Source organism: Streptomyces sp. SS1-1, assembly GCF_008973465.1.
GTDB lineage: Bacteria > Actinomycetota > Actinomycetes > Streptomycetales > Streptomycetaceae > Streptomyces.
The window spans coordinates 4037561-4058592 of sequence record NZ_WBXN01000004.1; the positions used below are offsets into that span (position 1 = coordinate 4037561).

At 71.0% G+C, this 21032-nt stretch carries 21 protein-coding genes; 11 read left to right on the top strand and 10 right to left on the bottom strand.

Annotated features, from left to right (window positions below):
* Positions 1-4: 4 nt before the first annotated feature.
* The 7 genes from nadC (at position 5) to F8R89_RS19920 (ending at position 4662) form a co-directional block, all read left to right on the top strand.
* A complete protein-coding gene (gene nadC / locus F8R89_RS19890; RefSeq protein WP_151788213.1) occupies positions 5-976 on the top strand; it encodes a carboxylating nicotinate-nucleotide diphosphorylase in 972 nt (323 codons plus the stop codon).
* A gap of 8 nt (positions 977-984) precedes the next feature.
* Positions 985-1782: a type III pantothenate kinase gene (locus tag F8R89_RS19895; RefSeq protein ID WP_055624689.1), complete on the top strand. Its 798-nt coding sequence runs from the start codon at positions 985-987 to the stop codon at positions 1780-1782.
* A gap of 171 nt (positions 1783-1953) precedes the next feature.
* Positions 1954-2628 (top strand): hypothetical protein, encoded by a 675-nt coding sequence (locus F8R89_RS19900; RefSeq protein ID WP_151788214.1) that lies wholly within the window; start codon positions 1954-1956, stop codon positions 2626-2628.
* Positions 2629-2676: 48 nt separating this feature from the next.
* Positions 2677-2856 (top strand): hypothetical protein, encoded by a 180-nt coding sequence (locus F8R89_RS19905; RefSeq protein ID WP_151785230.1) that lies wholly within the window; start codon positions 2677-2679, stop codon positions 2854-2856.
* Positions 2857-3038: 182 nt separating this feature from the next.
* Positions 3039-3518, top strand: coding sequence for a BlaI/MecI/CopY family transcriptional regulator (locus F8R89_RS19910; RefSeq protein ID WP_413251295.1), 480 nt, complete (start codon positions 3039-3041; stop codon positions 3516-3518).
* Between the two features lie 9 nt (positions 3519-3527).
* Positions 3528-4091, top strand: coding sequence for an amino-acid N-acetyltransferase (locus F8R89_RS19915; RefSeq protein ID WP_151785232.1), 564 nt, complete (start codon positions 3528-3530; stop codon positions 4089-4091).
* A 232-nt stretch (positions 4092-4323) separates the two neighbouring features.
* On the top strand, positions 4324-4662 hold the full coding sequence (locus tag F8R89_RS19920; protein WP_055624684.1) for a histone-like nucleoid-structuring protein Lsr2: 339 nt from the start codon (positions 4324-4326) through the stop codon (positions 4660-4662).
* Between the two features lies 1 nt (position 4663).
* Here F8R89_RS19920 and F8R89_RS19925 read toward each other — a convergent pair whose 3' ends face one another.
* Positions 4664-5260: an SCO3374 family protein gene (locus F8R89_RS19925; protein ID WP_151785233.1), complete on the bottom strand. Its 597-nt coding sequence runs from the start codon at positions 5258-5260 to the stop codon at positions 4664-4666.
* A gap of 429 nt (positions 5261-5689) precedes the next feature.
* Here F8R89_RS19925 and F8R89_RS19935 point away from each other — a divergent pair, with 429 nt between their 5' ends.
* A complete protein-coding gene (locus tag F8R89_RS19935; protein WP_062673522.1) occupies positions 5690-8215 on the top strand; it encodes an ATP-dependent Clp protease ATP-binding subunit in 2526 nt (841 codons plus the stop codon).
* A gap of 68 nt (positions 8216-8283) precedes the next feature.
* Here F8R89_RS19935 and F8R89_RS19940 read toward each other — a convergent pair whose 3' ends face one another.
* Positions 8284-8919, bottom strand: coding sequence for an HAD family acid phosphatase (locus F8R89_RS19940; protein ID WP_151785234.1), 636 nt, complete (start codon positions 8917-8919; stop codon positions 8284-8286).
* Between the two features lie 505 nt (positions 8920-9424).
* On the opposite strand from F8R89_RS19940, the gene F8R89_RS19945 reads away from it, so the two are divergent.
* Positions 9425-10039: a M23 family metallopeptidase gene (locus tag F8R89_RS19945; RefSeq protein ID WP_151785235.1), complete on the top strand. Its 615-nt coding sequence runs from the start codon at positions 9425-9427 to the stop codon at positions 10037-10039.
* Between the two features lies 1 nt (position 10040).
* Here F8R89_RS19945 and F8R89_RS19950 read toward each other — a convergent pair whose 3' ends face one another.
* Entirely contained in the window at positions 10041-10640 is a 600-nt protein-coding gene (locus tag F8R89_RS19950) for a TetR/AcrR family transcriptional regulator (RefSeq protein ID WP_151785236.1), read from the bottom strand.
* A gap of 122 nt (positions 10641-10762) precedes the next feature.
* On the opposite strand from F8R89_RS19950, the gene F8R89_RS19955 reads away from it, so the two are divergent.
* Positions 10763-12334: an MDR family MFS transporter gene (locus F8R89_RS19955; RefSeq protein WP_151785237.1), complete on the top strand. Its 1572-nt coding sequence runs from the start codon at positions 10763-10765 to the stop codon at positions 12332-12334.
* A 90-nt stretch (positions 12335-12424) separates the two neighbouring features.
* Here the strand turns inward: F8R89_RS19955 and cseC are convergent, their stop codons facing one another.
* The 5 genes from cseC to F8R89_RS19980 all read right to left on the bottom strand — a co-directional run bounded on the left by cseC (position 12425) and on the right by F8R89_RS19980 (position 17217).
* Positions 12425-13768 (bottom strand): two-component system sensor histidine kinase CseC, encoded by a 1344-nt coding sequence (gene cseC / locus F8R89_RS19960; protein WP_151785238.1) that lies wholly within the window; start codon positions 13766-13768, stop codon positions 12425-12427.
* A gap of 136 nt (positions 13769-13904) precedes the next feature.
* Entirely contained in the window at positions 13905-14609 is a 705-nt protein-coding gene (gene cseB / locus F8R89_RS19965) for a two-component system response regulator CseB (protein ID WP_151785239.1), read from the bottom strand.
* A 103-nt stretch (positions 14610-14712) separates the two neighbouring features.
* Positions 14713-15438 carry a hypothetical protein gene (locus F8R89_RS19970; protein ID WP_151785240.1) on the bottom strand — a complete coding sequence of 242 codons (726 nt, stop codon included), beginning with the start codon at positions 15436-15438 and terminating at the stop codon, positions 14713-14715.
* Positions 15426-15965 carry a SigE family RNA polymerase sigma factor gene (locus F8R89_RS19975; protein ID WP_151785241.1) on the bottom strand — a complete coding sequence of 180 codons (540 nt, stop codon included), beginning with the start codon at positions 15963-15965 and terminating at the stop codon, positions 15426-15428. The genes F8R89_RS19970 and F8R89_RS19975 overlap by 13 nt, the downstream gene beginning before the upstream one ends.
* 316 nt (positions 15966-16281) lie before the next feature.
* Positions 16282-17217 (bottom strand): A/G-specific adenine glycosylase, encoded by a 936-nt coding sequence (locus F8R89_RS19980; protein WP_151785242.1) that lies wholly within the window; start codon positions 17215-17217, stop codon positions 16282-16284.
* A gap of 254 nt (positions 17218-17471) precedes the next feature.
* On the opposite strand from F8R89_RS19980, the gene F8R89_RS19985 reads away from it, so the two are divergent.
* On the top strand, positions 17472-18296 hold the full coding sequence (locus tag F8R89_RS19985; RefSeq protein WP_151785243.1) for a hypothetical protein: 825 nt from the start codon (positions 17472-17474) through the stop codon (positions 18294-18296).
* Positions 18297-18398: 102 nt separating this feature from the next.
* Here the strand turns inward: F8R89_RS19985 and disA are convergent, their stop codons facing one another.
* Entirely contained in the window at positions 18399-19523 is a 1125-nt protein-coding gene (gene disA, locus F8R89_RS19990; RefSeq protein WP_062673508.1) for a DNA integrity scanning diadenylate cyclase DisA, read from the bottom strand.
* A gap of 81 nt (positions 19524-19604) precedes the next feature.
* Positions 19605-21014 carry a DNA repair protein RadA gene (gene radA / locus F8R89_RS19995; RefSeq protein WP_151785244.1) on the bottom strand — a complete coding sequence of 470 codons (1410 nt, stop codon included), beginning with the start codon at positions 21012-21014 and terminating at the stop codon, positions 19605-19607.
* Positions 21015-21032: the final 18 nt, after the last annotated feature.

Genomic DNA, 21032 nt, shown 5'->3' on the forward strand with positions numbered 1-21032 from the left:
AGCAGTGACCACCCCCGACCTTCCCCTCGCCCCGAACGGCGGCTGCGGCGACGACTGCGCCTGCGGCGCCGGCGAGGAGTACCTGGAGTGCGGGCTCGACCCCGCGCTCGCCCAGCTCCTCGCCGACGCGGGCCTCGACCCGGTCGAGGTCGAGGACATCGCCAACGTGGCCCTCCAGGAGGACCTCGCCGGCGGCGTGGACGTGACGACGGTCGCGACCATCCCCGAGGAGGCCGTCGCCACCGCCGACTTCGTCGCCCGCGAGGACGGCGTCGTGGCCGGCCTCAGGGTCGCCGAGGCGGTCCTCTCGATCGTCTGCGAGGACGAGTTCGAGGTCGAGCGGCACGTCGAGGACGGCGACCGGATCGCGGCGGGGCAGAAGCTCCTGTCGGTGACCACCCGCACCCGTGACCTGCTGACCGCCGAGCGCAGCGCGCTGAACATCCTGTGCCGCCTGTCGGGCATCGCTACGGCCACGCGCGCGTGGGCGGACGCCCTGGACGGCACCCGGGCGAAGGTCCGCGACACCCGCAAGACGACGCCGGGGCTGCGCGCGCTGGAGAAGTACGCCGTGCGCTGCGGCGGCGGCGTCAACCACCGCATGTCCCTGTCGGACGCGGCCCTCGTCAAGGACAACCACGTCGTCGCGGCGGGCGGGGTGGCGCAGGCCTTCAAGGCGGTCCGCGAGGCCTTCCCGGAGGTGCCGATCGAGGTCGAGGTCGACACGCTGCACCAGCTCCGCGAGGTCATGGACGCGGGCGCCGACCTGATCCTGCTGGACAACTTCACGCCGGGCGAGTGCGAGGAGGCCGTGGCGCTCGTCGACGGCCGCGCCGCCCTGGAGGCCTCCGGCCGGCTGACCCTGGACAACGCCAAGGCGTACGCGGACACCGGCGTGGACTACCTCGCGGTCGGCGCCCTCACCCACTCCTCGCCGATCCTGGACATCGGCCTGGACCTGCGAGCGGCGGAGTAGGTACCGGCATGCTGCTCACGATCGACGTAGGCAACACCCACACCGTCCTCGGCCTCTTCGACGGCGAGGACATCGTCGAGCACTGGCGCATCTCCACGGACGCGCGCCGCACCGCCGACGAGCTCGCGGTCCTGCTCCAGGGCCTGATGGGCATGCACCCGCTCCTCGGTGACGAACTGGGTGACGGGATCGACGGCATCGCCATCTGCGCGACCGTCCCGTCGGTCCTGCACGAGCTGCGCGAGGTGACCCGCCGCTACTACGGCGACGTCCCCGCCGTCCTCGTCGAGCCGGGCGTGAAGACCGGTGTGCCGATCCAGTTCGACAACCCCAAGGAGGTCGGCGCCGACCGCATCATCAACGCGGTCGCGGCGAACGAGCTGTACGGCGGCCCGGCGATCGTCGTCGACTTCGGCACGGCGACCACGTTCGACGCGGTCTCCGCGCGCGGGGAGTACGTCGGCGGCGTGATCGCGCCCGGCATCGAGATCTCGGTGGAGGCCCTCGGCGTCAAGGCCGCGCAGCTGCGGAAGATCGAGGTGGCCCGGCCCCGGACCGTGATCGGCAAGAACACGGTCGCGGCGATGCAGTCGGGCATCGTCTACGGCTTCGCGGGCCAGGTCGACGGGGTCGTCACCCGGATGGCGCGCGAGCTCGCGGACGACCCCGACGACGTGACGGTGATCGCCACGGGCGGGCTGGCCCCGACCGTGCTCGGGGAGAGCACCGTCATCGACGAGCACGAGCCGTGGCTGACCCTGATCGGGCTCCGCCTGGTCTACGAACGCAACGTCGCCCGGAGCTGACCCGAGCCCGCCACCAGGGCCGGTATCGCGGTATCGGCCCTGGTGAGCCCGGTCCTCCCGGCGCACCCCCAGCCGGGTGTCTCACCGGCGACACCCATCCCCCTATGCCGGGATTGTCCGATTAGCGCGTATCGTCGCGGCATGCCCACGCCCTACGGATCCCTCGGCGGCATGGCCTTCGGCGCGGAGGAGCTGCGTGTGCTCCGCCGCGCCCTCGCCCTCGCCCTCCACGCCGGCCCCGCCTCGGCCGAAGACGTCCAGGACTGTCTCCACCTCGCCGGGTCGCTCGACGAGGCGATCCGCGAAGGCGCCCGGCAGCGCGCCTTCCTCCTGGACGACCTCGCCCGCTACCGTGCCGCCCTCCCCGGCAGCGCGACGGGCTACCTCGCCCTCCTGGCGGAGGCGCTGGACGCCGGGCACCGGCCCACCCGCGACGACCTCGCCGCCCTCGGCGCGCTGCGCGGCAACAGCCTCGCGGCCGCCCTGCTGGAGCGCTGCGCGCCGCGGGCCGCGACGGACGTGGTGGCCCTCCTGGCGCGTCCCGCCGCCGCCCCGGCCGTCCCCGCCGGGCCGCTCGTCCCGGCGTCCCGTGCGCACCTCCAGGCCCTTCCCGGCGGCCTCCAGGGCGCGGCCGTCACGCTGCCCGCCCAGGCCGCCGGGGACGAGCCCGCGAAGCCGGCGCGCAAGCGGCCCGCCGAGAAGCCGGCCGCCCCGGCTCCCTCGCCCGCCCGGGAACCCGCCGCCCCCAAGCCGGGCCGCCCCATCCCGACCCCTGGCGAGGTCTTCCCCCGCCGCAGGCCCGCCCCGCCCACCACCGCCCCGCCCCAGCAACTGGCGGCGGGCTGACCGGCCCCTGCGCGAAGATCGCCCCGCCCCGTGGCTACCCTGGGACCCATGGACTACGTCTCCGCACTGCTCCCCCCGGTCGTGATGGCCGTGTTCTTCATCGGACTGATCCGGGTGATCGTGAAGACGCAGGGCGGGGCGAACAAGGCCAAGGAGGACGCGGCCGTGGACGCCGCCCTCGCGCGCGTGGAGAGCTCCCGCGGGGCCTCCGCCCAGCCCGACGCCTGACCCGCCCGGCCTCTCCGGCGTACGACTCCGGCCGGCGCACGCCCCCGCGTGCGTTTTCCGGGTCGTACGCCCTTTTTGTTCACGTTTGCAGGTGAAGGCGCACGTCGGGGCGCCAACGATCAGTTCTCCCACTATTGTTCTGAGTTGTGCCTCGCCCCTTGGGAGAACTCGAAGACGCGGTCATGACGCGGGTGTGGAAGTGGAACCGCCCGGTGACCGTTCGAGAAGTCCTGGAAGATCTCCAGCAGGAACGGTCCATCGCGTACACGACCGTGATGACCGTTATGGACAATCTCCATCAGAAGGGCTGGGTCCGGCGTGAAGCGGAAGGCCGGGCCTATCGATATGAGGCGGTGTCCACTCGCGCCGCCTACGCGGCGGCCCTGATGAACGACGCCTGGTCGCAGAGCGACAACCCCGCCGCCGCTCTCGTCGCCTTCTTCGGCATGATGAGCGACGAACAGCGCACCGCCCTGCGGGACGCCGTACGCATCGTCCAGGGCCCGGAAACGGCCGAGCCGCCGCAACCGCCCGATACACGCGGCGTTACCGGGGGCGATAGCGGCGGCGCCTATACGTCCGGCGCCGATACCGCCTCCGATACGGCCGGCGATACCGCGGGGGAGAACCCCGGCTCGGCAGAGGGGCCCGGCGGGCGATAGCGTCCGCTCATGTCAGCAGAGAGCCACTCCGGGGGAAGCGCCTCGGCGGAGAGCACGGAAGTCACCGCAAAAGCCATCACCGTCCGGCGGGCGCGAACCGGCGATGTCCCGGCGGTACGCCGGCTCCTTGACGCGTACGTCCAGCGCCGCATCCTGCTCGACAAAGCCACGGTCACGCTTTACGAGGACATCCAGGAGTTCTGGGTCGCGGAACGTGACGACAACGGTGAGGTCGTCGGCTGCGGCGCCCTGCACGTCATGTGGGAAGACCTGGCGGAAGTCCGCACCCTCGCCGTGAAGCCCGGCCTGCGCGGCGCCGGCGTCGGGCACCAGGTGCTCGAGAAGTTGCTGCACACCGCGCGCTGGCTCGGCGTTCGCCGGGTTTTCTGTCTCACCTTCGAAGTGGACTTCTTCGGCAAGCACGGCTTCGTCGAGATCGGCGAGACCCCGGTCGACACGGATGTCTACGCCGAGCTGCTGCGTTCCTATGACGAAGGCGTCGCGGAGTTCCTGGGTCTCGAACGAGTGAAACCGAACACCTTGGGCAACAGCCGGATGCTTCTGCATCTGTGATCGCCGCATCGGCAAGCCGTATTCCGCCCGACCGGGCATGCCCAGGTGCCCTATGTCCGAAACGCGCATGTTTCCGGGCCGTGGGTGGGAGCCAGCTTCTCCCGAGGGTTTGTGTTTTTCCGGCAAAAGCGGTTTGCTTTCCGACGTACTGCAGTACTGCATATAACAGGGGACGGCGAAACGGCGGACGCCGCGACCCCCGGCCCTCACGTTATCGATGAAAGGAAATCCGGTGGCACAGAAGGTTCAGGTCCTTCTTGTCGATGACCTCGACGGCGGCGAGGCGGACGAGACCGTGACGTTCGCGCTGGACGGCAAGACGTACGAGATCGATCTCACGACTGCCAATGCGGACAAGCTCCGTGGCCTTCTCGAGCCTTACGTGAAGGGCGGCCGTCGTACCGGGGGCCGTGCTTCGGGTGGGCGTGGAAAGGCGCGTGCCGCGTCCGGCGGCGGCAGCCAGGACACCGCGCAGATCCGTGCGTGGGCGAAGGAGAACGGTTACGAGGTCAACGACCGCGGGCGTGTGCCGGCGAGCATCCGCGAGGCCTACGAGAAGGCCAACGGCTGAGCTACGGTCTGACGGCGGGCCGGGGGCACCCGTGCCGCAGCCGCAGGCGGTGGCAGTGCGTCGCCACCGTGTCCAGCACCCGCACCAGATCGGGGGCGCCCCCACCGCCCCCCAGGGCCGACAGCGTCGGCAGCGAGGCCTCGACCTCGCCCCCAGGCTCGGGGGGCCGCAGCCACACGGCGGCCCCCTGCACGGCGAGCCCCTGCCCGGGCGGCAGGGGCGCCTCCATGTGGGCACCCGCGCCGAGCACGGCCAGATCGAGCGGCAGCGCGCCCCACTCCAGCCAGTCCAGGACCCCCGGCACCTCCGGGGCGCTCCCCGCGGCCACCAGCAGCCGCATCCGGCCGCCCAGGGCCGCCACCGGCGACCCGGGGGCGAGATGACGCAGCGCGGCCCGGCCCGCCTCGGCCGGGACGTCCAGCACGTCGAACCGCACCCCCAGGCGCAGCCGCGGCGCGGGGCCGGGCGGGGTGAGCAGCGCCGCCCAGCCGAGCACGCCGCCGTACCAGCCGCGGAGCCGCGTGTGCGGATCGAGCGGCCGGCGGGGCGGGGGGATCACGGCGGGTTCCGCGGCGACCGCGGGGCGGGGGCCGACCATGTCCGGTGAACCGCGGCGACGCCCCAACGGTTACGTTGGGTGCCGTGACGATCGCTCATCGTGGCGCTCGGGGGAGCGCCCGGGGGCGTGAGGTGGCGCAAGGTTGTTCGCCCGTAGCGGAGGGAACCGGGGGCCACGGCATGGAGTGTCAGTCCCAGCGGGTAAGACATCCCTAGTGGGAGGGGGCGACACGCAGGACAGTGGGTCTCACGTTCGCCATCGGCGTACTGATGGTGAGGGTAACCACCTGGCCTGCGGGAACATCGTCTCGCACCATCGGGTTGGAGCAGATGTCGGCGTCACGGGTCAGGAGGCCATCGACGGTGTCGGCAGTTGGAATGAGCGGTCCCCGCTTGCGGGACTAAGCTGCGGAAGGACAGGGAGGGGAAGTTCCCCCCACTGCCTGACCGCTCTGAGGAGCGATTAACGATGTTCGAGAGGTTCACCGACCGCGCGCGGCGGGTTGTCGTCCTGGCTCAGGAAGAAGCCCGGATGCTCAACCACAACTACATCGGCACCGAGCACATCCTCCTGGGCCTGATCCACGAGGGTGAGGGTGTCGCCGCCAAGGCCCTTGAGAGCCTCGGGATTTCGCTCGAGGCGGTCCGCCAGCAGGTGGAGGAGATCATCGGCCAGGGCCAGCAGGCCCCGTCCGGGCACATCCCCTTCACCCCCCGTGCCAAGAAGGTCCTGGAGCTGTCGCTCCGCGAGGCCCTTCAGCTGGGCCACAACTACATCGGCACGGAGCACATCCTGCTCGGCCTGATCCGTGAGGGCGAGGGCGTCGCCGCCCAGGTCCTGGTCAAGCTGGGCGCTGATCTGAACCGGGTGCGGCAGCAGGTGATCCAGCTGCTCTCCGGTTACCAGGGCAAGGAGACCGCCACCGCCGGCGGGCCTGCCGAGGGCACCCCCTCGACGTCCCTGGTCCTCGACCAGTTCGGCCGGAACCTCACCCAGGCCGCTCGTGAGTCCAAGCTCGACCCGGTCATCGGGCGCGAGAAGGAGATCGAGCGGGTCATGCAGGTGCTGTCCCGCCGTACCAAGAACAACCCGGTCCTGATCGGTGAGCCCGGCGTCGGCAAGACCGCCGTCGTCGAGGGCCTCGCGCAGGCCATCGTCAAGGGCGAGGTGCCCGAGACCCTCAAGGACAAGCACCTCTACACCCTGGACCTCGGCGCGCTGGTCGCCGGCTCCCGCTACCGCGGTGACTTCGAGGAGCGCCTGAAGAAGGTGCTCAAGGAGATCCGCACCCGCGGCGACATCATCCTGTTCATCGACGAGCTCCACACGCTGGTCGGTGCGGGTGCCGCCGAGGGCGCCATCGACGCCGCTTCGATCCTGAAGCCGATGCTGGCGCGCGGTGAGCTGCAGACCATCGGTGCGACCACCCTGGACGAGTACCGCAAGCACCTGGAGAAGGACGCGGCCCTCGAGCGCCGCTTCCAGCCCATCCAGGTCGCCGAGCCGTCCCTGCCGCACACGATCGAGATCCTCAAGGGTCTGCGCGACCGGTACGAGGCCCACCACCGGGTCTCCATCACCGACGAGGCGCTGGTCCAGGCCGCCACCCTGGCCGACCGGTACATCTCGGACCGCTTCCTGCCGGACAAGGCGATCGACCTGATCGACGAGGCCGGTTCCCGGATGCGCATCCGCCGGATGACCGCGCCGCCGGACCTGCGCGAGTTCGACGAGAAGATCGCCGGTGTCCGCCGGGACAAGGAGTCCGCGATCGACTCGCAGGACTTCGAGAAGGCCGCCTCCCTGCGCGACAAGGAGAAGCAGCTCCTCGCCGCCAAGGCCAAGCGGGAGAAGGAGTGGAAGGCCGGCGACATGGACGTCGTCGCCGAGGTCGACGGCGAGCTGATCGCCGAGGTCCTCGCGACCGCCACCGGCATCCCGGTCTTCAAGCTGACCGAGGAGGAGTCCAGCCGTCTGCTCCGCATGGAGGACGAGCTGCACAAGCGGGTCATCGGCCAGAACGACGCCGTCAAGGCGCTGTCGAAGGCGATCCGCCGTACGCGTGCCGGTCTGAAGGACCCGAAGCGCCCCGGTGGCTCGTTCATCTTCGCCGGCCCGTCCGGTGTCGGTAAGACCGAGCTGTCCAAGGCGCTCGCCGAGTTCCTCTTCGGCGACGAGGACGCGCTGATCTCCCTCGACATGTCGGAGTTCAGCGAGAAGCACACGGTCTCGCGGCTCTTCGGTTCCCCGCCCGGATACGTGGGCTACGAAGAGGGCGGCCAGCTGACCGAGAAGGTCCGCCGCAAGCCGTTCTCCGTGGTCCTGTTCGACGAGGTCGAGAAGGCCCACCCGGACATCTTCAACTCGCTGCTGCAGATCCTGGAGGACGGTCGCCTGACCGACTCCCAGGGCCGGGTCGTGGACTTCAAGAACACGGTCATCATCATGACGACCAACCTCGGCACCCGGGACATCTCCAAGGGCTTCAACCTGGGCTTCGCGGCCTCGGGCGACACGAAGACCAACTACGAGCGCATGAAGAACAAGGTGTCGGACGAGCTCAAGCAGCACTTCCGCCCCGAGTTCCTCAACCGCGTCGACGACGTGGTGGTCTTCCCGCAGCTCACGCAGGAGGACATCCTGCGGATCGTCGACCTGATGATCGGCAAGGTGGACGAGCGCCTGAAGGACCGGGACATGGGCATCGAGCTCTCCCAGTCCGCCAAGGAGCTGCTGTCCAAGAAGGGCTACGACCCCGTGCTGGGCGCCCGGCCGCTGCGCCGGACCATCCAGCGCGAGATCGAGGACTCCCTGTCGGAGAAGATCCTCTTCGGCGAGCTGCGTCCCGGCCACATCGTGGTCGTGGACACCGAGGGCGAGGGTGAGAGCAAGACCTTCACCTTCCGCGGCGAGGAGAAGTCGGCCCTGCCGGACGTCCCTCCGATCGAGCAGGCCGCCGGTGGGACGGGCCCGAACCTGAGCAAGGAGGCGTAAGCCTCACGACCCACCCGAAGGGGCCGGTGCGACGAGCACCGGCCCCTTCGGCATGCCCGGACGCCCCGCTACGACAGCTGCCCGTCGTAGTCGGGGAGCTTGTACGTCTTCTCGGCGTGGCCGCCGGAGAGGTCGGTGGCGCTGTTGCCGATGTTCGCGATGATCGTGTAACCGCGCTTCTCGATGTCGACGCGCTGGGCCGTCTTGTAGTCGGCGACGTTCTTGAACAGGTCGAGGAACCCGCGCACGTACAGGCCCGAGACCTCGTAGCCGACGTGCTCGAGGTTGAAGTCGGTGACCCCGGCGATGATGCCCGGACGGGCCGTCACGAAGAACAGCGCGACGCCGTGGTCCTGGGCGTACTGCGCGACCCGCAGGGCCGGTCTGTTGGCCGGCTGGGGGAAGCTGAAGCCGAAGTCCGTCTCCAGGGTCGTGTTGTCGATGTCGAAGACGATCGCCTGCTTCTCGCCGGGCCGGGCGCCGGCGATCCGCTGCCGCAGATACGGCAGGGCCTGGTCCATCACCGCCTGGCAGTCCCGCTGCCAGGTCGCGTAGTCGACGTCCGCGGCGGCCGTCACGGCCGTACTGGCGGCTGCGGACGTCGTCGCGGGGGCCGCCGCTTCGGCGGGGACCGCGAAGGCCACGAGAGCGGCGGCGGAGGTGGCTCCGACCGCGATACGGCGCGCCCAGGGGCGAAGCGTCATCTGGGGGGTCCTCTCACGTTATGTGCGCTGGATGGTCGCGTGCATGGTCGTGGAACGTGGTGACCCGCGGGAGTCCCGCGGGTTACCGGACGGTAGCCGACCGAGAGGTGTGGCTCACATAGGCGGGCGCGAATTTGTTACCGAAAGGCCTGTGCATTCGCGTAGCGCGGGTCACATTCCGGGGTTCCTGAGAGGGGGTGGCCGGTGACATGGGGCACGCGAGGTACGTCACGTACTAAGCGAAATAGTGGCCTCGCCCTAATGTGCAAAACGGACATTACGGTCCATGAAGGGGCTGTGCGGCCCTCTGTCAAGGCGTCTGACCTGGTTCGTCCGTATTGAGTGCTCTGCCAAGATTCATTGGTTTTTACAGGCATGTACTAGGTAGGGCCGTAGATAGGGGGTTTTGGGGCGGGGCGGGAGAGGGGTTACCAAGGGATGGCGCCATCCGGTGCGGCTCAAGTGCCGAATGGCTTTCCCCGTCGTCTTCCCCGTGAGGTTTCGAATGTCCCCGCGCTTTTCTCTCCGTTCGCCCCGTACGTCCGCGTTCCGCACCCGTGCAGCTGTGCTGGCCGCCGGCCTGGGGGCCTCGGTCGTGCTGGGCGCCGGAGGCGCGGTCGCTGCCGAGATGAACTCGGGCACCGGTGCCGCCGCCACGGCGCAGAGCGCCGCCGCCAAGAAGGCCGCCGCCAAGAAGGCCGTGTCCTGGGTGGCCCCGGTGAAGAAGTACACGAAGTCCGCCTCGTTCATGCAGAACGGCGCCCGCTGGGCCCACAAGCACAGCGGTCAGGACTTCGCCGTGCCCTCCGGCACCAAGGTCATGGCCGCGCACGGCGGCACCGTCGTGAAGGCCGGCGGCAACGGCGCCGGTGACGGTCCGGCGTACGGCAACGCCATCGTGATCAAGCACGGCAACGGCACGTACTCCCAGTACGCCCACCTGTCGCGCATCGAGGTGAAGATCGGCCAGGTCGTCAAGACCGGCCAGGAGATAGCCAAGTCCGGCAACACCGGCAACTCCAGCGGTCCCCACCTGCACTTCGAGATCCGCAAGACCCCGAACTACGGTTCCGCGATCAACCCGGTGGCCTTCCTGCAGGCCAAGGGTCTGAAGATCTGACCTACCGCGACGTCCGGGCGCCCTGATGCGCCTGGGTGACCAGATCGATGGCGACCTCGAGGACGGCTTCCCGCTTGTCCTCGGGGTCGCCTTCGAGGTCTCTGAGCACGAACATCCCGGCGTGCAGCGTGAACAGCGCGCTGACGCAGCGCACCTGGTCGACCAGCTCGGAGTCCGGGTCGATGATGATGTCCCGCATGCCGAGCATGCGGGACTTGAACATCTCGCCGATGCTCAGCTCGCGGACCGTCGCCTGGTTCTCCTGCATGAAGCGGAAGAGCGGGGCCGCGTCGGTCAGGGTCTGGCTGTAGCGGCGGATGATCTCCTGCTTCGTGTCCAGGGTGTGCGGCTGCTGCCGGCCCCAGTCGATGAGCTCCTCGATCGGCTTCGTCAGATCCTCGAAGAGGCTGACGATGATCTCTTCCTTGGTCTTGAAGTGGTAGTAGAGCGCGGCCTTGGTGACGTCCAGACGCTCGGCGATCTCCCGCAGCGAGGTCTTCTCGTAGCCCTGCTCGGCGAAGAGTTCCAGGGCCACGTCCTGGATGCGCTGGCGGGTGTTCCCGCGGCGCCGCTGTTTGGTGCCGTCCATGGTGCCACCCATCCTCGTACTCCTCGGCCCTCAGAGAAAACTTACTTGACGCCCGGCTAGTGGATTCTCTACCTTGCTCCCTGAGTGTAAACAACTAGCCGGGCGGCAAGTAAGTAGCTGGGGGAGTGGGGATCATGGCCGAGACACTGACGGTGGACACCGGACCGGCGGGTCAGGAGGACCAGGCCGACAAACAGCCGAGGAGCGTACGCGTCGTCCTCCTCGCGCTGATGATCACGATGATGCTGGCGATGCTCGACAACATGATCATCGGCACCGCGATGCCGACGATCGTGGGCGAGCTCGGCGGTCTGGAGCATCTGTCGTGGGTCGTGACGGCGTACACGCTGGCGACCGCGGCCTCCACGCCGCTGTGGGGCAAGCTCGGCGACATGTACGGGCGCAAGGGCGTCTTCATGTCGTCGATCGTGCTGTTCCTCGTCGGCTCCGCCCTCAGCGGCATGGCCCAGGACATGGGCCAGCTCATCGGCTTCCGGGCCGTGCAGGGCCTCGGCGCCGGCGGTCTGATGGTCGGCGTCATGGCGATCATCGGCGACCTGATCCCGCCCCGGGAGCGCGGCAAGTACCAGGGCATGATGGCCGGCGTCATGGCGCTCGCGATGATCGGCGGCCCGCTCGTCGGCGGCACCATCACCGACCACTGGGGCTGGCGCTGGGCCTTCTACATCAACCTGCCCCTCGGTGTCGTGGCGCTCGCCGCGATCAGCGCCGTGCTGCACCTGCCGAAGAAGCGGGCCCAGGCGCGCATCGACTATCTGGGCGCCGGGCTGCTGACCGTGGGCATCACCGCGATCGTGCTGGTCACCACGTGGGGCGGCACCGAGTACGCCTGGACCTCCGCGATGATCATGGAGCTCATCGCGATCGGCGTGGTCGCGCTCGTCGGGTTCGTGTTCTGGCAGACCAAGGCCGCCGAGCCGGTCGTGCCGCTGCACATCTTCCGCAGCCGGAACTTCACCCTGATGTCCCTCATCGGCTTCATCACCGGCTTCGTGATGTTCGGCGCCACGCTGTTCCTGCCGCTGTACCAGCAGTCCGTGCAGGGCGCCTCGGCCACCAACTCCGGTCTGCTGCTGCTCCCGATGCTCGGGGCGATGCTCGTCACCTCGATGGTCGCCGGCCGCGTGACCACGAACACCGGGCGCTATAAGCTCTTCCCGGTCGTCGGCAGCGCGCTGATGGTCGTCGGCCTCTACCTGCTGTCGACCATGGACACCGGGACCAGCCGGTTCACCTCCGGCGTGTTCATGGCGGTCGTCGGCCTCGGTATGGGCTGCCTGATGCAGATCACCATGCTCGTCGCGCAGAACAGCGTCGAGATGAAGGACATGGGCGTCGCCTCCTCCTCCACCACGCTGTTCCGCACGCTCGGCTCCTCCTTCGGTGTCGCGATCATGGGCGCGCTGTTCAACCACCGCGTGCAGGACGTCATGGCCGAGCGGGCCGGTGCCCTCGGCGCGAAGATCACCGAGCAGTCGGCGCAGCTGGACGCGGCCAGCCTCGCGAAGCTGCCGGCGGCGGCCCGTGAGGCGTACCAGCACGCGGTGTCGTCCGGGACGCACTCCGCGTTCCTGCTGGGCGCCGTGGTCGCCGTGCTGTCCCTGGTGACGGCCGTGTTCGTGAAGGAGGTCCCGCTCAAGGGGACCGGACCCGAGGCGGCCGTCGAGGCGGCCGTCAAGGAGTAGGCAGGTCGAAGGACCACGCGAAGGCCCCCGCACGGTGATCCGTACGGGGGCCTTCGCGCAGGTCGGGCGAGCAAGGTCGGAGGAGGAGCGTCAGGGAAGCAGGGGATGGCTTCCCGTGCTCGTCGGCGCGTGCTCCGGCAGCCACAGGACCGCGACCGCGCCCTCGGCCGGGACGTGGTCCGCCGAGCCCGCCGGGCGGATGTTGCGGAACGTCAGCCGGGCGCCCAGCACCCTGGCCTGGCCCGCCGCGATCGTCAGCCCCAGCCCGTGGCCGTGCCCTGCGCGGTCGCTGCTGCCCGTGCGGAAGCGGCTGGGCCCGTCGGCGAGCAGGTCCTCGGGGAAGCCGGGGCCGTGGTCGCGCACCCGGACGACCCGCCCCTCCACGGTGACCTCGATGGGCGGCCTGCCGTGCCGCGCGGCGTTCGCCAGCAGGTTGAACAGCACGCGCTCCAGGCGCCGCGGGTCGGTGGTGACCTCCGACTCGTGCACGACCCGCACCTCGATGGCGGGGTCCTTCACGGCGACCCGCCGTGCGACGAACTCGCCCAGGAGGATGTCCTGCAGCTCGGCCCGCTCCGAGGCGCTGTCCAGCCGGGCCACCTCCAGGACGTCCTCGACCAGCGTGCGCATGGCCTTCGCCCGGTCCAGGACCAGCTCCGTGGGCCGTCCGGGCGGCAGCAGCTCGGCCGCCGTCAGCAGCCCGGTCACCGGTGTGCGCAGCTCGTGCGCGATGTCGGCGGTGACCCGGCGCTCCGCCTCCAGCCGCTGCTGCAGCGCGTCCGCCATGGCGTCCACCGCGCTCGCGAGATCGTCCGTCTCGTCCCGTACGACGCCCCCGATGGCGTCCCGCACCCGGACGTCCGGCTCGCCGCTCGCGACCCGGTTGGCCGCGGCCGCCGCCTTGCGCAGCCGGCGCGACAGCTGCCCGCCGATGAGCACCCCGAGCGCGCTGCCGCCGAGCACCACCGCGATACAGCCGATGATCATGGCCTGGTCGAGCCGGTTGAGGATCTGCTCGCTGCGGTCGGTCCAGCCGGTCCGCAGCGACAGCACATGCCCGTTGCTCAGCGGGACGGCCGCCCAGATGTCGGGCGCACCCCCGGCGGTCTCCGTGACGTAGGTCGCCCGCCGGCCCTCCTCGACCTTGTCGCGCAGCGCGGCGGGCAGCTCCGGGTCGTCGATCGTGGCGTTGGGGAAGTTCAGCCGCTTGGACTGCTCGAAGCTGCGCTGGGCGATCTGCACCCGCTCGTCCGCGACGTCCCGCGCGCTGTCCAGCATCGAGACCCGGGCCTGGTTGTGCACGACGAGGCTCAGGACGACCGCGACGAGCGCGCCGACCAGCGCGATCGCCGCGCTCAGCTTCCAGCGCAGGCCCGTGCGGATCGCCACCCGGCCCCGCAGCCCGGCGAGGCGCCCCCGCGTCCGTCCCGTCATGAGCGCGCCCCCAGGCCGGTCCAGGTCCATGACACCGCCGGCGCCCGGGCCCCCGCCCGTGGCCGGCCCGGCGAGCCCGGCGCTCCCCGCGCCCGACGCGGCCGTACGTCCGAACAACCCCCGCATGCCGCCCCGCTCAGGCCTTCAACTTGTAGCCGAAGCCACGGACCGTCTCGACCCGGTCCTGGCCGATCTTCTGGCGCAACCGCTGCACATGGACGTCCACGACCCGGGTGTCCCCGCCCCAGCCGTAGTCCCACACGCGCTCCAGCAGCTTGTCGCGGGACAGCACGGTCCCGGGCGCGGAGGAGAACTCCAGCAGCAGCCGCATCTCGGTCGGCGTGAGCGCCACCGGCTGCCCGGCCCGGCGCACCTCCATGCCCTCGGTGTCGACCTCCAGGTCCCCGAAGGTCAGCAGCCCGCCGCCGGCCCCGTCGCCCTCGTCGTCCGCCCGGTCGCCTCCGTTCGCGTGCCCAAAGCGGCGCAGCACGGCCCGGATGCGCGCGACCAGCACGGCACCGTCGAACGGCTTGGTCACGTAGTCGTCGGCGCCCGCCTCCAGGCCCAGCACCACGTCGATGGAGTCCGCGCGGGCCGACAGCATGATCACCGGCACGGTCGACTCGTCACGGATGCGGCGGCACAGGCTCACGCCGTCCAGTCCCGGGACCATGACGTCCAGGAGCGCGATGTCGGGCCGGTCGGCCCGGAACGCCTCCAGCCCCGACAGCCCGTCGGGCATGGCCGTGACCGCGAAGCCGTCCCGCTCCAGGGCGAGCTGGGTGGCCTCACGGATGACGTCGTCGTCCTCGACGAACAGGACGTGGGTCTGCTCTGCCATCCAGGTGCTCTCAGTCCTCGTGTGCGGTCAGGGGTGCGGCGGACGTGCTCACTTGACAGACGCGTGGGTCCGGCGAAGCGTTCACCGCCGTGGGCGGCGCCACTCAGCCGGCCGGCGCGGGCGTGTCCTGGCCGTCGTCCAGGGTGCCGTAGTCGGTGTGCGTGCTGTACTCGCGCACGAACCGGCCGGACCTGAACCGGTAGGACACGACGTTCTCGCTCGACGGGTTCGACAGCGCGTCGTCCTTCGCGTACACCTGCTCGGTCACCATCAGGTAGCCCCGGTCGATCTCGGCGTAGACCGGAGGCTGCTCGGCCTTGAAGACGTTCCGGTACGCGCCGTCGCGCTCCTGGTACACGTACGAGGCGACCCCGACCGCGTCCCCGCAGGACAGGACGTTGACCACGATGTCGTCGGCCGGCCCTCCGGTGAGGTCACCGTACGACACGTCCACCGGGTACTCGTCGGACACGCACGGCTTCAGCGCCCGCTTGACCTGCCGGGAGACCTCGGGGTCCGCCAGCACCAGCCGCACGGCCGCGCCCCGGTCCGGGACCGGGGTGGGGGAGGCCGAGGCGAGGTCCGGGGAGGTGTAGGCGGAACTGCCGACGCTCTCCGCGCGCGCCGGACCCTCGTCGCGGGCGCCGGTGCCGCCGGTGGCGCAGGCGGAGGCGAAAAGGGCGAGGGCGACGACCACGGCCACCGCCGTGAACGCCGCCTGAAGGTTCCCCCGGACCGCCGCTTCGTCGTCCTCGGCGTCCGGCTCGGTGCCGGGACCGCCGTCGTCCGAGCGCCCGGTGCCGCCCGTCGTCGTGCCTAGGCCGCGCAACGCTCCCGCTCCTCACGCTCCAGCGCGCGTGCGTCCAGATCGCGTTTCTCCAGCTCCTCGCGGAGCCGGGCGAGCGCCCGGTGCAGCGTGCTCTTGACCGTTCCCGCCGACATGCCGAGGGCGGCGGCCGTCTCCTCCGTGGACATCTGCTCCCAGTGTCGCAGGACCACGACACTGCGTTGCTTCGGAGCGAGAACCTTCATGATGTCCATCAGCAGGGCACGGTCCGCGTGCTGCTCGGTGGCGTCGTCGACCGAGGCGTCGGGCAGCTGCTCGGTGGGCACCTCCTCCAGCTTGCGGGCACGCCACCACTCGGTGCGGGTGTTGATCATCACGCGGCGCAGGTAGGCGTCGGCGAGGCGCTTGTCCGCGATGCCGTCCCAGCGGTGGTACGTGCGCACCAGCGCGGTCTGCAGCAGGTCCTGGGCGTCGACCGGGTCCGGGACCAGCCGGCGGGCGCTGCGCAGCAGCGCGTCCTGCCGGGTACGGACGTACTCCTCGAACTCGAGCACCTCTCCCTGTGCCATGCCGACCGCCTCCTGATTCCCCGTCACCGGCGGCCCGTTCGCCGTCGGTCTTCCTGCCTGTGCTTCGTGGTCGTCCCCGTCTGCCGGGTACGGGAAAGAAGCTACGGAGGCGTTGTCACGGGCCTGTCCGAGGCAGCCTGCGGGGAACGCTCGGCTGTCCGTCGGTTGTGTAACGGAAGCAGGAAACGGGCGAAACGACCAGGGTGGTTGGACCTGCTGTGCGGCTGTATGTCCGGGTCTGGGCTGAGGAACGGCTGTGAAGTACGGGGCGCGGGAGCCCGGTTCCTGTGACAGGGACCGGTCCTCCCGCCGGCCGTCAGCTCACCGGCAGCCGGTACATCCCGTCCGGCAGCGGCTCCACCAGACCGTCCGCGACCAGCCCGTCCAGCGCGCGGGCCCGCTGCACCGGCTCGTGCCACACCCGGTCGAGCGCGGCCTGCGGCACGGGCGCGTGCGCGTCCCGCAGCACGGCGAGCAGCTTGCCGCGCACCTGCCGGTCGGTCCCGGCGTACGTCTGCCCCCGGCGCGGCGGGCCCTCGTGCTCCGGCTTGCCCGCCAGCTGCCACGCGCACTGCGCGGCGATCGGGCAGCGGTGGCACGCCTCGTTCTTCGCCGTGCACACCAGCGCGCCCAGCTCCATCGACGCGGCCGCCCACCGGGAGGCGGTGCCCTCGTCCTCGGGGAGCAGCGCGCGGGCGAGCTTGCGCTCGGCGGCCGTCGTGGCGTTCGGCGGGTACTGCACACCGGTCACGGCCCGGGCGAGCACCCGGCGGACGTTGGTGTCCAGGACGGCGTGCCGCTGGCCGTACGCGAACGAGGCGACCGCGGCCGCCGTGTACTCGCCGATGCCGGGCAGCGCCAGCAGCTGGGCGTGGTCGGTCGGTACGTCGCCGCCGTGCCGTTCCGCTATGGCGACGGCGGCACCGTGCAGCCGCAGCGCGCGGCGCGGGTAGCCGAGCCGGCCCCAGGCGCGGACCGCCTCGCCGGGGGTGTCCTTGGCGAGGTCGGCGGGGCGGGGCCAGCGGGCCAGCCACTGCTCGTAGACGGGCAGGACACGGCTGACCGGGGTCTGCTGGAGCATGAACTCACTGACCATCACGCCCCAGGGGCCGGCGTCGGGGCGCCGCCAGGGCAGGTCGCGTGCGTTCTCCTCGAACCAGTCGATGACGGCGCCGTGCAGCGGCTGACCGAGGGGGCCGTCGGAACGGGGCGCGGCGGAGTGGCTGTGCGGGGGTTTCGTGGGCGCAGTCATGGCCTTCCGATCCTGCCATGCCGGGGGCGGCGGGGAGGGGAGGCGGCGGTGTCGGTGCGTTTCCCGCCGGGGGCGGGCGGTGGGCCGCGCCGGAGCGGCGACCGTGACGGCCGTCGTGAAGTGCCGCCCGGGTCCGCCCAGTTCGGCGGCGGAAGCGCGTTCCGGAACGTCTCCGGGATGATGATCCGGAAAAGTTGTCGTCTCGGCGGCGGGTGACGCCAGGTCGGGCACCGATCTCTCGTACAGTTTGCGCCGTGGGATCTCTGCGCAATCCGGTCGGGCCGCTTCCCTCCTCCATCTACTGGCGACGGAGGGCCGTCATGCTGTCCGTGGTCGCCCTGTTGGCCCTCCTGGTCACCTGGGTGGTCACCTCGGGCGGTGGCGGCGGCAAGAACGGCGCCGGCGGGTCCGACGGCAAGAACCCCTCGCCCTCGACGATCACTCCGGGGCCGACGGGTTCGGGCCCGGCCATCAGCCAGGCGCCGGGCGGACGCGACGAGTCGCCGGGCGGCTCGGACTCCGGCGGATCGGGCGCGGACGACGGCTCCGGATCGGGCTCCGACGACGGTGAGGCGGGGAGTTCCGGCGGTGAGGCCGGCTCCGGCGGCGGCTCCGCGGGCGGCGGTCCGGGCACCGCGGTCGGCGCGGGCGACACGGTCGCCGAAGGGTCCTCGCTGCCCAACTGCGTCGCGGGACAGGTAAAGTTGACGCTGCGCAGCCTGCGCAACTCCTACGCGCCCGGCCGGCAGCCGACCTTGCGGCTGACGGCGGCCAACTCCTCCGGCTACGACTGCAAGATCGACCTCGGCCCGAAGAACGCGGTGACGACCATCACGCAGGCCGGGGCCGACGACGACATCTGGTCCTCCGCCGACTGCCCCAAGGGCGCCGGCAATCTGCAGTTCCGGGTGCCGGCCAAGGCGAGCATCACGTACACCGTGAAGTGGGACCGCAAGCCGAGCGCGCCGCAGTGCGCGACCCCGAAGGCCGGCGCGGCCAAGGCCGGGACCTACCTGGTGGAGACGAAGACGCCGGGCTTCGGCGTCGTGCAGACGTCGTTCGTGCTGGACAAGGACTGACGGCGGAATCGGGAGGGTCCGCCGGGGTATTTCGTCTGGATCAGGCCGGATCAGGGTGCGGTGCCGGACCCAGCGAGCACGGCATGATCCGAACGAGAGGCCTCAGACGTACCGCTCCAGGATCGAGCTCTCCGCCAGGCGGGACAGGCCCTCGCGGACGCTGCGGGCGCGGGCCTCGCCGACGCCGTCCACGGTCTGGAGGTCGTCGACGCTGGCGGCCAGCAGCTTCTGCAGGCCGCCGAAGTGCTCCACGAGCCGGTCGATGATGGCGCCCGGCAGCCTCGGCACCTTGGCCAGCAGCCGGAAGCCGCGCGGGGAGACGCCCGAGTCCAGCGCCTCCGGGGAGCCCGTGTACCCCAACGCCTTGGCGACCGTGGGCATTTCGAGCAGCTCCGCGTGGGACAGGGCGTCCAGCTCGTAGAGCGCCTCGTCGACCGTGCGGGAGCGCTTGGCGGTGGGCTCGGGGACGTAGTCGCGGACGACGAGCTCGCGCTCGGGCTCCACACCGGCGATCAACTCGTCCAGCTGGAGCGCCAGGAGCCGCCCGTCGGTGCCCAGCTCCACCACGTACTCGGCGATCTCGGTCGCGATGCGCCGGACCATCTCCAGACGCTGGGCGACCGCCGAGACGTCCCGGACCGTCACCAGGTCCTCGATCTCCAGCGCCGACAGCGTGCCCGCGACCTCGTCCAGGCGGAGCTTGTAGCGCTCCAGGGTCGCCAGCGCCTGGTTGGCGCGGGACAGGATCGCCGCCGAGTCCTCCAGGACACGGCGCTGACCGTCCACGTACAGCGCGATCAGCCGCATCGACTGGGAGACCGAGACGACGGGGAAGCCGACCTGCTTGCTGACCCGGTCCGCCGTGCGGTGCCGGGTGCCCGTCTCCTCCGTGGGGATCGTCGGGTCCGGGACCAGCTGGACGCCGGCCCGCAGGATCTTCGACAGGTCGGACGAGAGCACGATGCCGCCGTCGAGCTTGCACAGCTCACGCAGCCGCGTGGCCGTGAACTCGACGTCCAGGACGAATCCGCCCGTGCACATCGCCTCGACGGTCTTGTCGGAGCCGAGGACGATCAGTCCGCCGGTGTTGCCGCGGAGGATCCGCTCCAGGCCGTCGCGCAGCGCCGTGCCCGGTGCCACGGCGCTCAGTGAGGCGCGCATCAGGCCATCGGCACCGGAGCTCCCGCCGGCCTTTCCGGGAGCTGCTGCCCGGTCGTTGGCTGCCACTGCACTCCTCCGGTCGCAGGTTCCAAGGCGCTCCCGTTTCGCACATTCGGTTCGTACGGACGGGCGAGACCTGGGCAAAGTCTACCGGCGGTCCTCGTCGTCCCGTGGGGCCTCTCGCCGACGCGAGCGCGGAAGGACCCTGAGGGCGTCCCCCATGTCGGCCACTTCCAGCACCTTCATGCCCGACGGGACCTTTCCGGGGTCACCCGGGACGAGGGCGTGCGTGAAGCCCAGACGGTGGGCCTCGGCCAGTCTGCGCTGCACACCCGTGACCCGTCTGACCTCGCCCGCGAGGCCCACTTCGCCGATCGCGACGAGATTCTTGGGGAGAGGTGTGTCACTCGCGGCGGAGGCCAGCGCCAGGGCCACCGCGAGATCGGCCGCGGGCTCCGAGAGCTTCACCCCGCCGACCGTCGCCGTGTAGATGTCCCGCTTGCCGAGCGCGCTGATCCGGCCGCGCTGCTCCAGCACGGCCAGCATCATCGACACCCGCGAGGTCTCCAGACCGGACGTCGTCCGCCGGGGGGAGGGGATCTGGGAGTCGACGGTGAGCGCCTGGACCTCGGCGACCAGGGGGCGGCGGCCTTCGAGGGTGACCGTCAGGCAGGTGCCCGGAACCGGCTCGTCACGGCGGGTCAGGAAGAGGCCGCTCGGGTCGGTCAGGCCCGTGATGCCCTCGTCGTGCAGCTCGAAGCAGCCGACCTCGTCCGTCGCCCCGTAGCGGTTCTTCACGCCCCGGACGAGGCGCAGGCGCGCGTGCCGGTCGCCCTCGAAGTGCAGCACCACGTCGACCAGGTGCTCCAGGAGGCGGGGACCGGCGATGGCGCCGTCCTTGGTGACGTGTCCCACGAGGAGCGTGGACATGCCGCGCTCCTTGGACGCGCGGATCAGGGCCCCGGCCACCTCGCGGACCTGGGCCATGCCGCCCGGGGCGCCGTCGATCTCCGGGGAGGCCACCGTCTGCACGGAGTCGAGGATGAGCAGGGACGGCTTCACCGCGTCCAAGTGCCCGAGGACGGCCGCCAGATCGGTCTCGGCCGCCAGGTACAGATGGTCGTCGAGGGCGCCGATGCGGTCGGCGCGCAGCCGCACCTGGCTCGCGGACTCCTCGCCGGTGACATACAGGGTGCGGTGCTCGTCGCTCGCGGACTTGGCGGCGACGTCCAGCAGCAGCGTGGACTTGCCGACGCCGGGCTCGCCCGCGAGGAGGACGACCGCGCCGGGCACCAGGCCGCCGCCGAGGACGCGGTCCAGCTCGGGCACGCCGGTGGTGCGGGCGGTCGCCGTACGGCCGTCGACCTGGCCGATCGGCAGCGCGGAGCTGGTGACCCGGCCGGGCGCCGTGGTCCGGACCGCGGGCGCGCCGTACTCCTCGACCGTCCCCCACGCCTGGCACTCGGGGCAGCGGCCGAGCCACTTGGCCGTCTGCCAGCCGCACTCGGTGCAGCGGTAGGACGGGCGGTCCTTGGTGGACTTGGTACGGGCAGCCATGCGATGAACCGTAGCCGA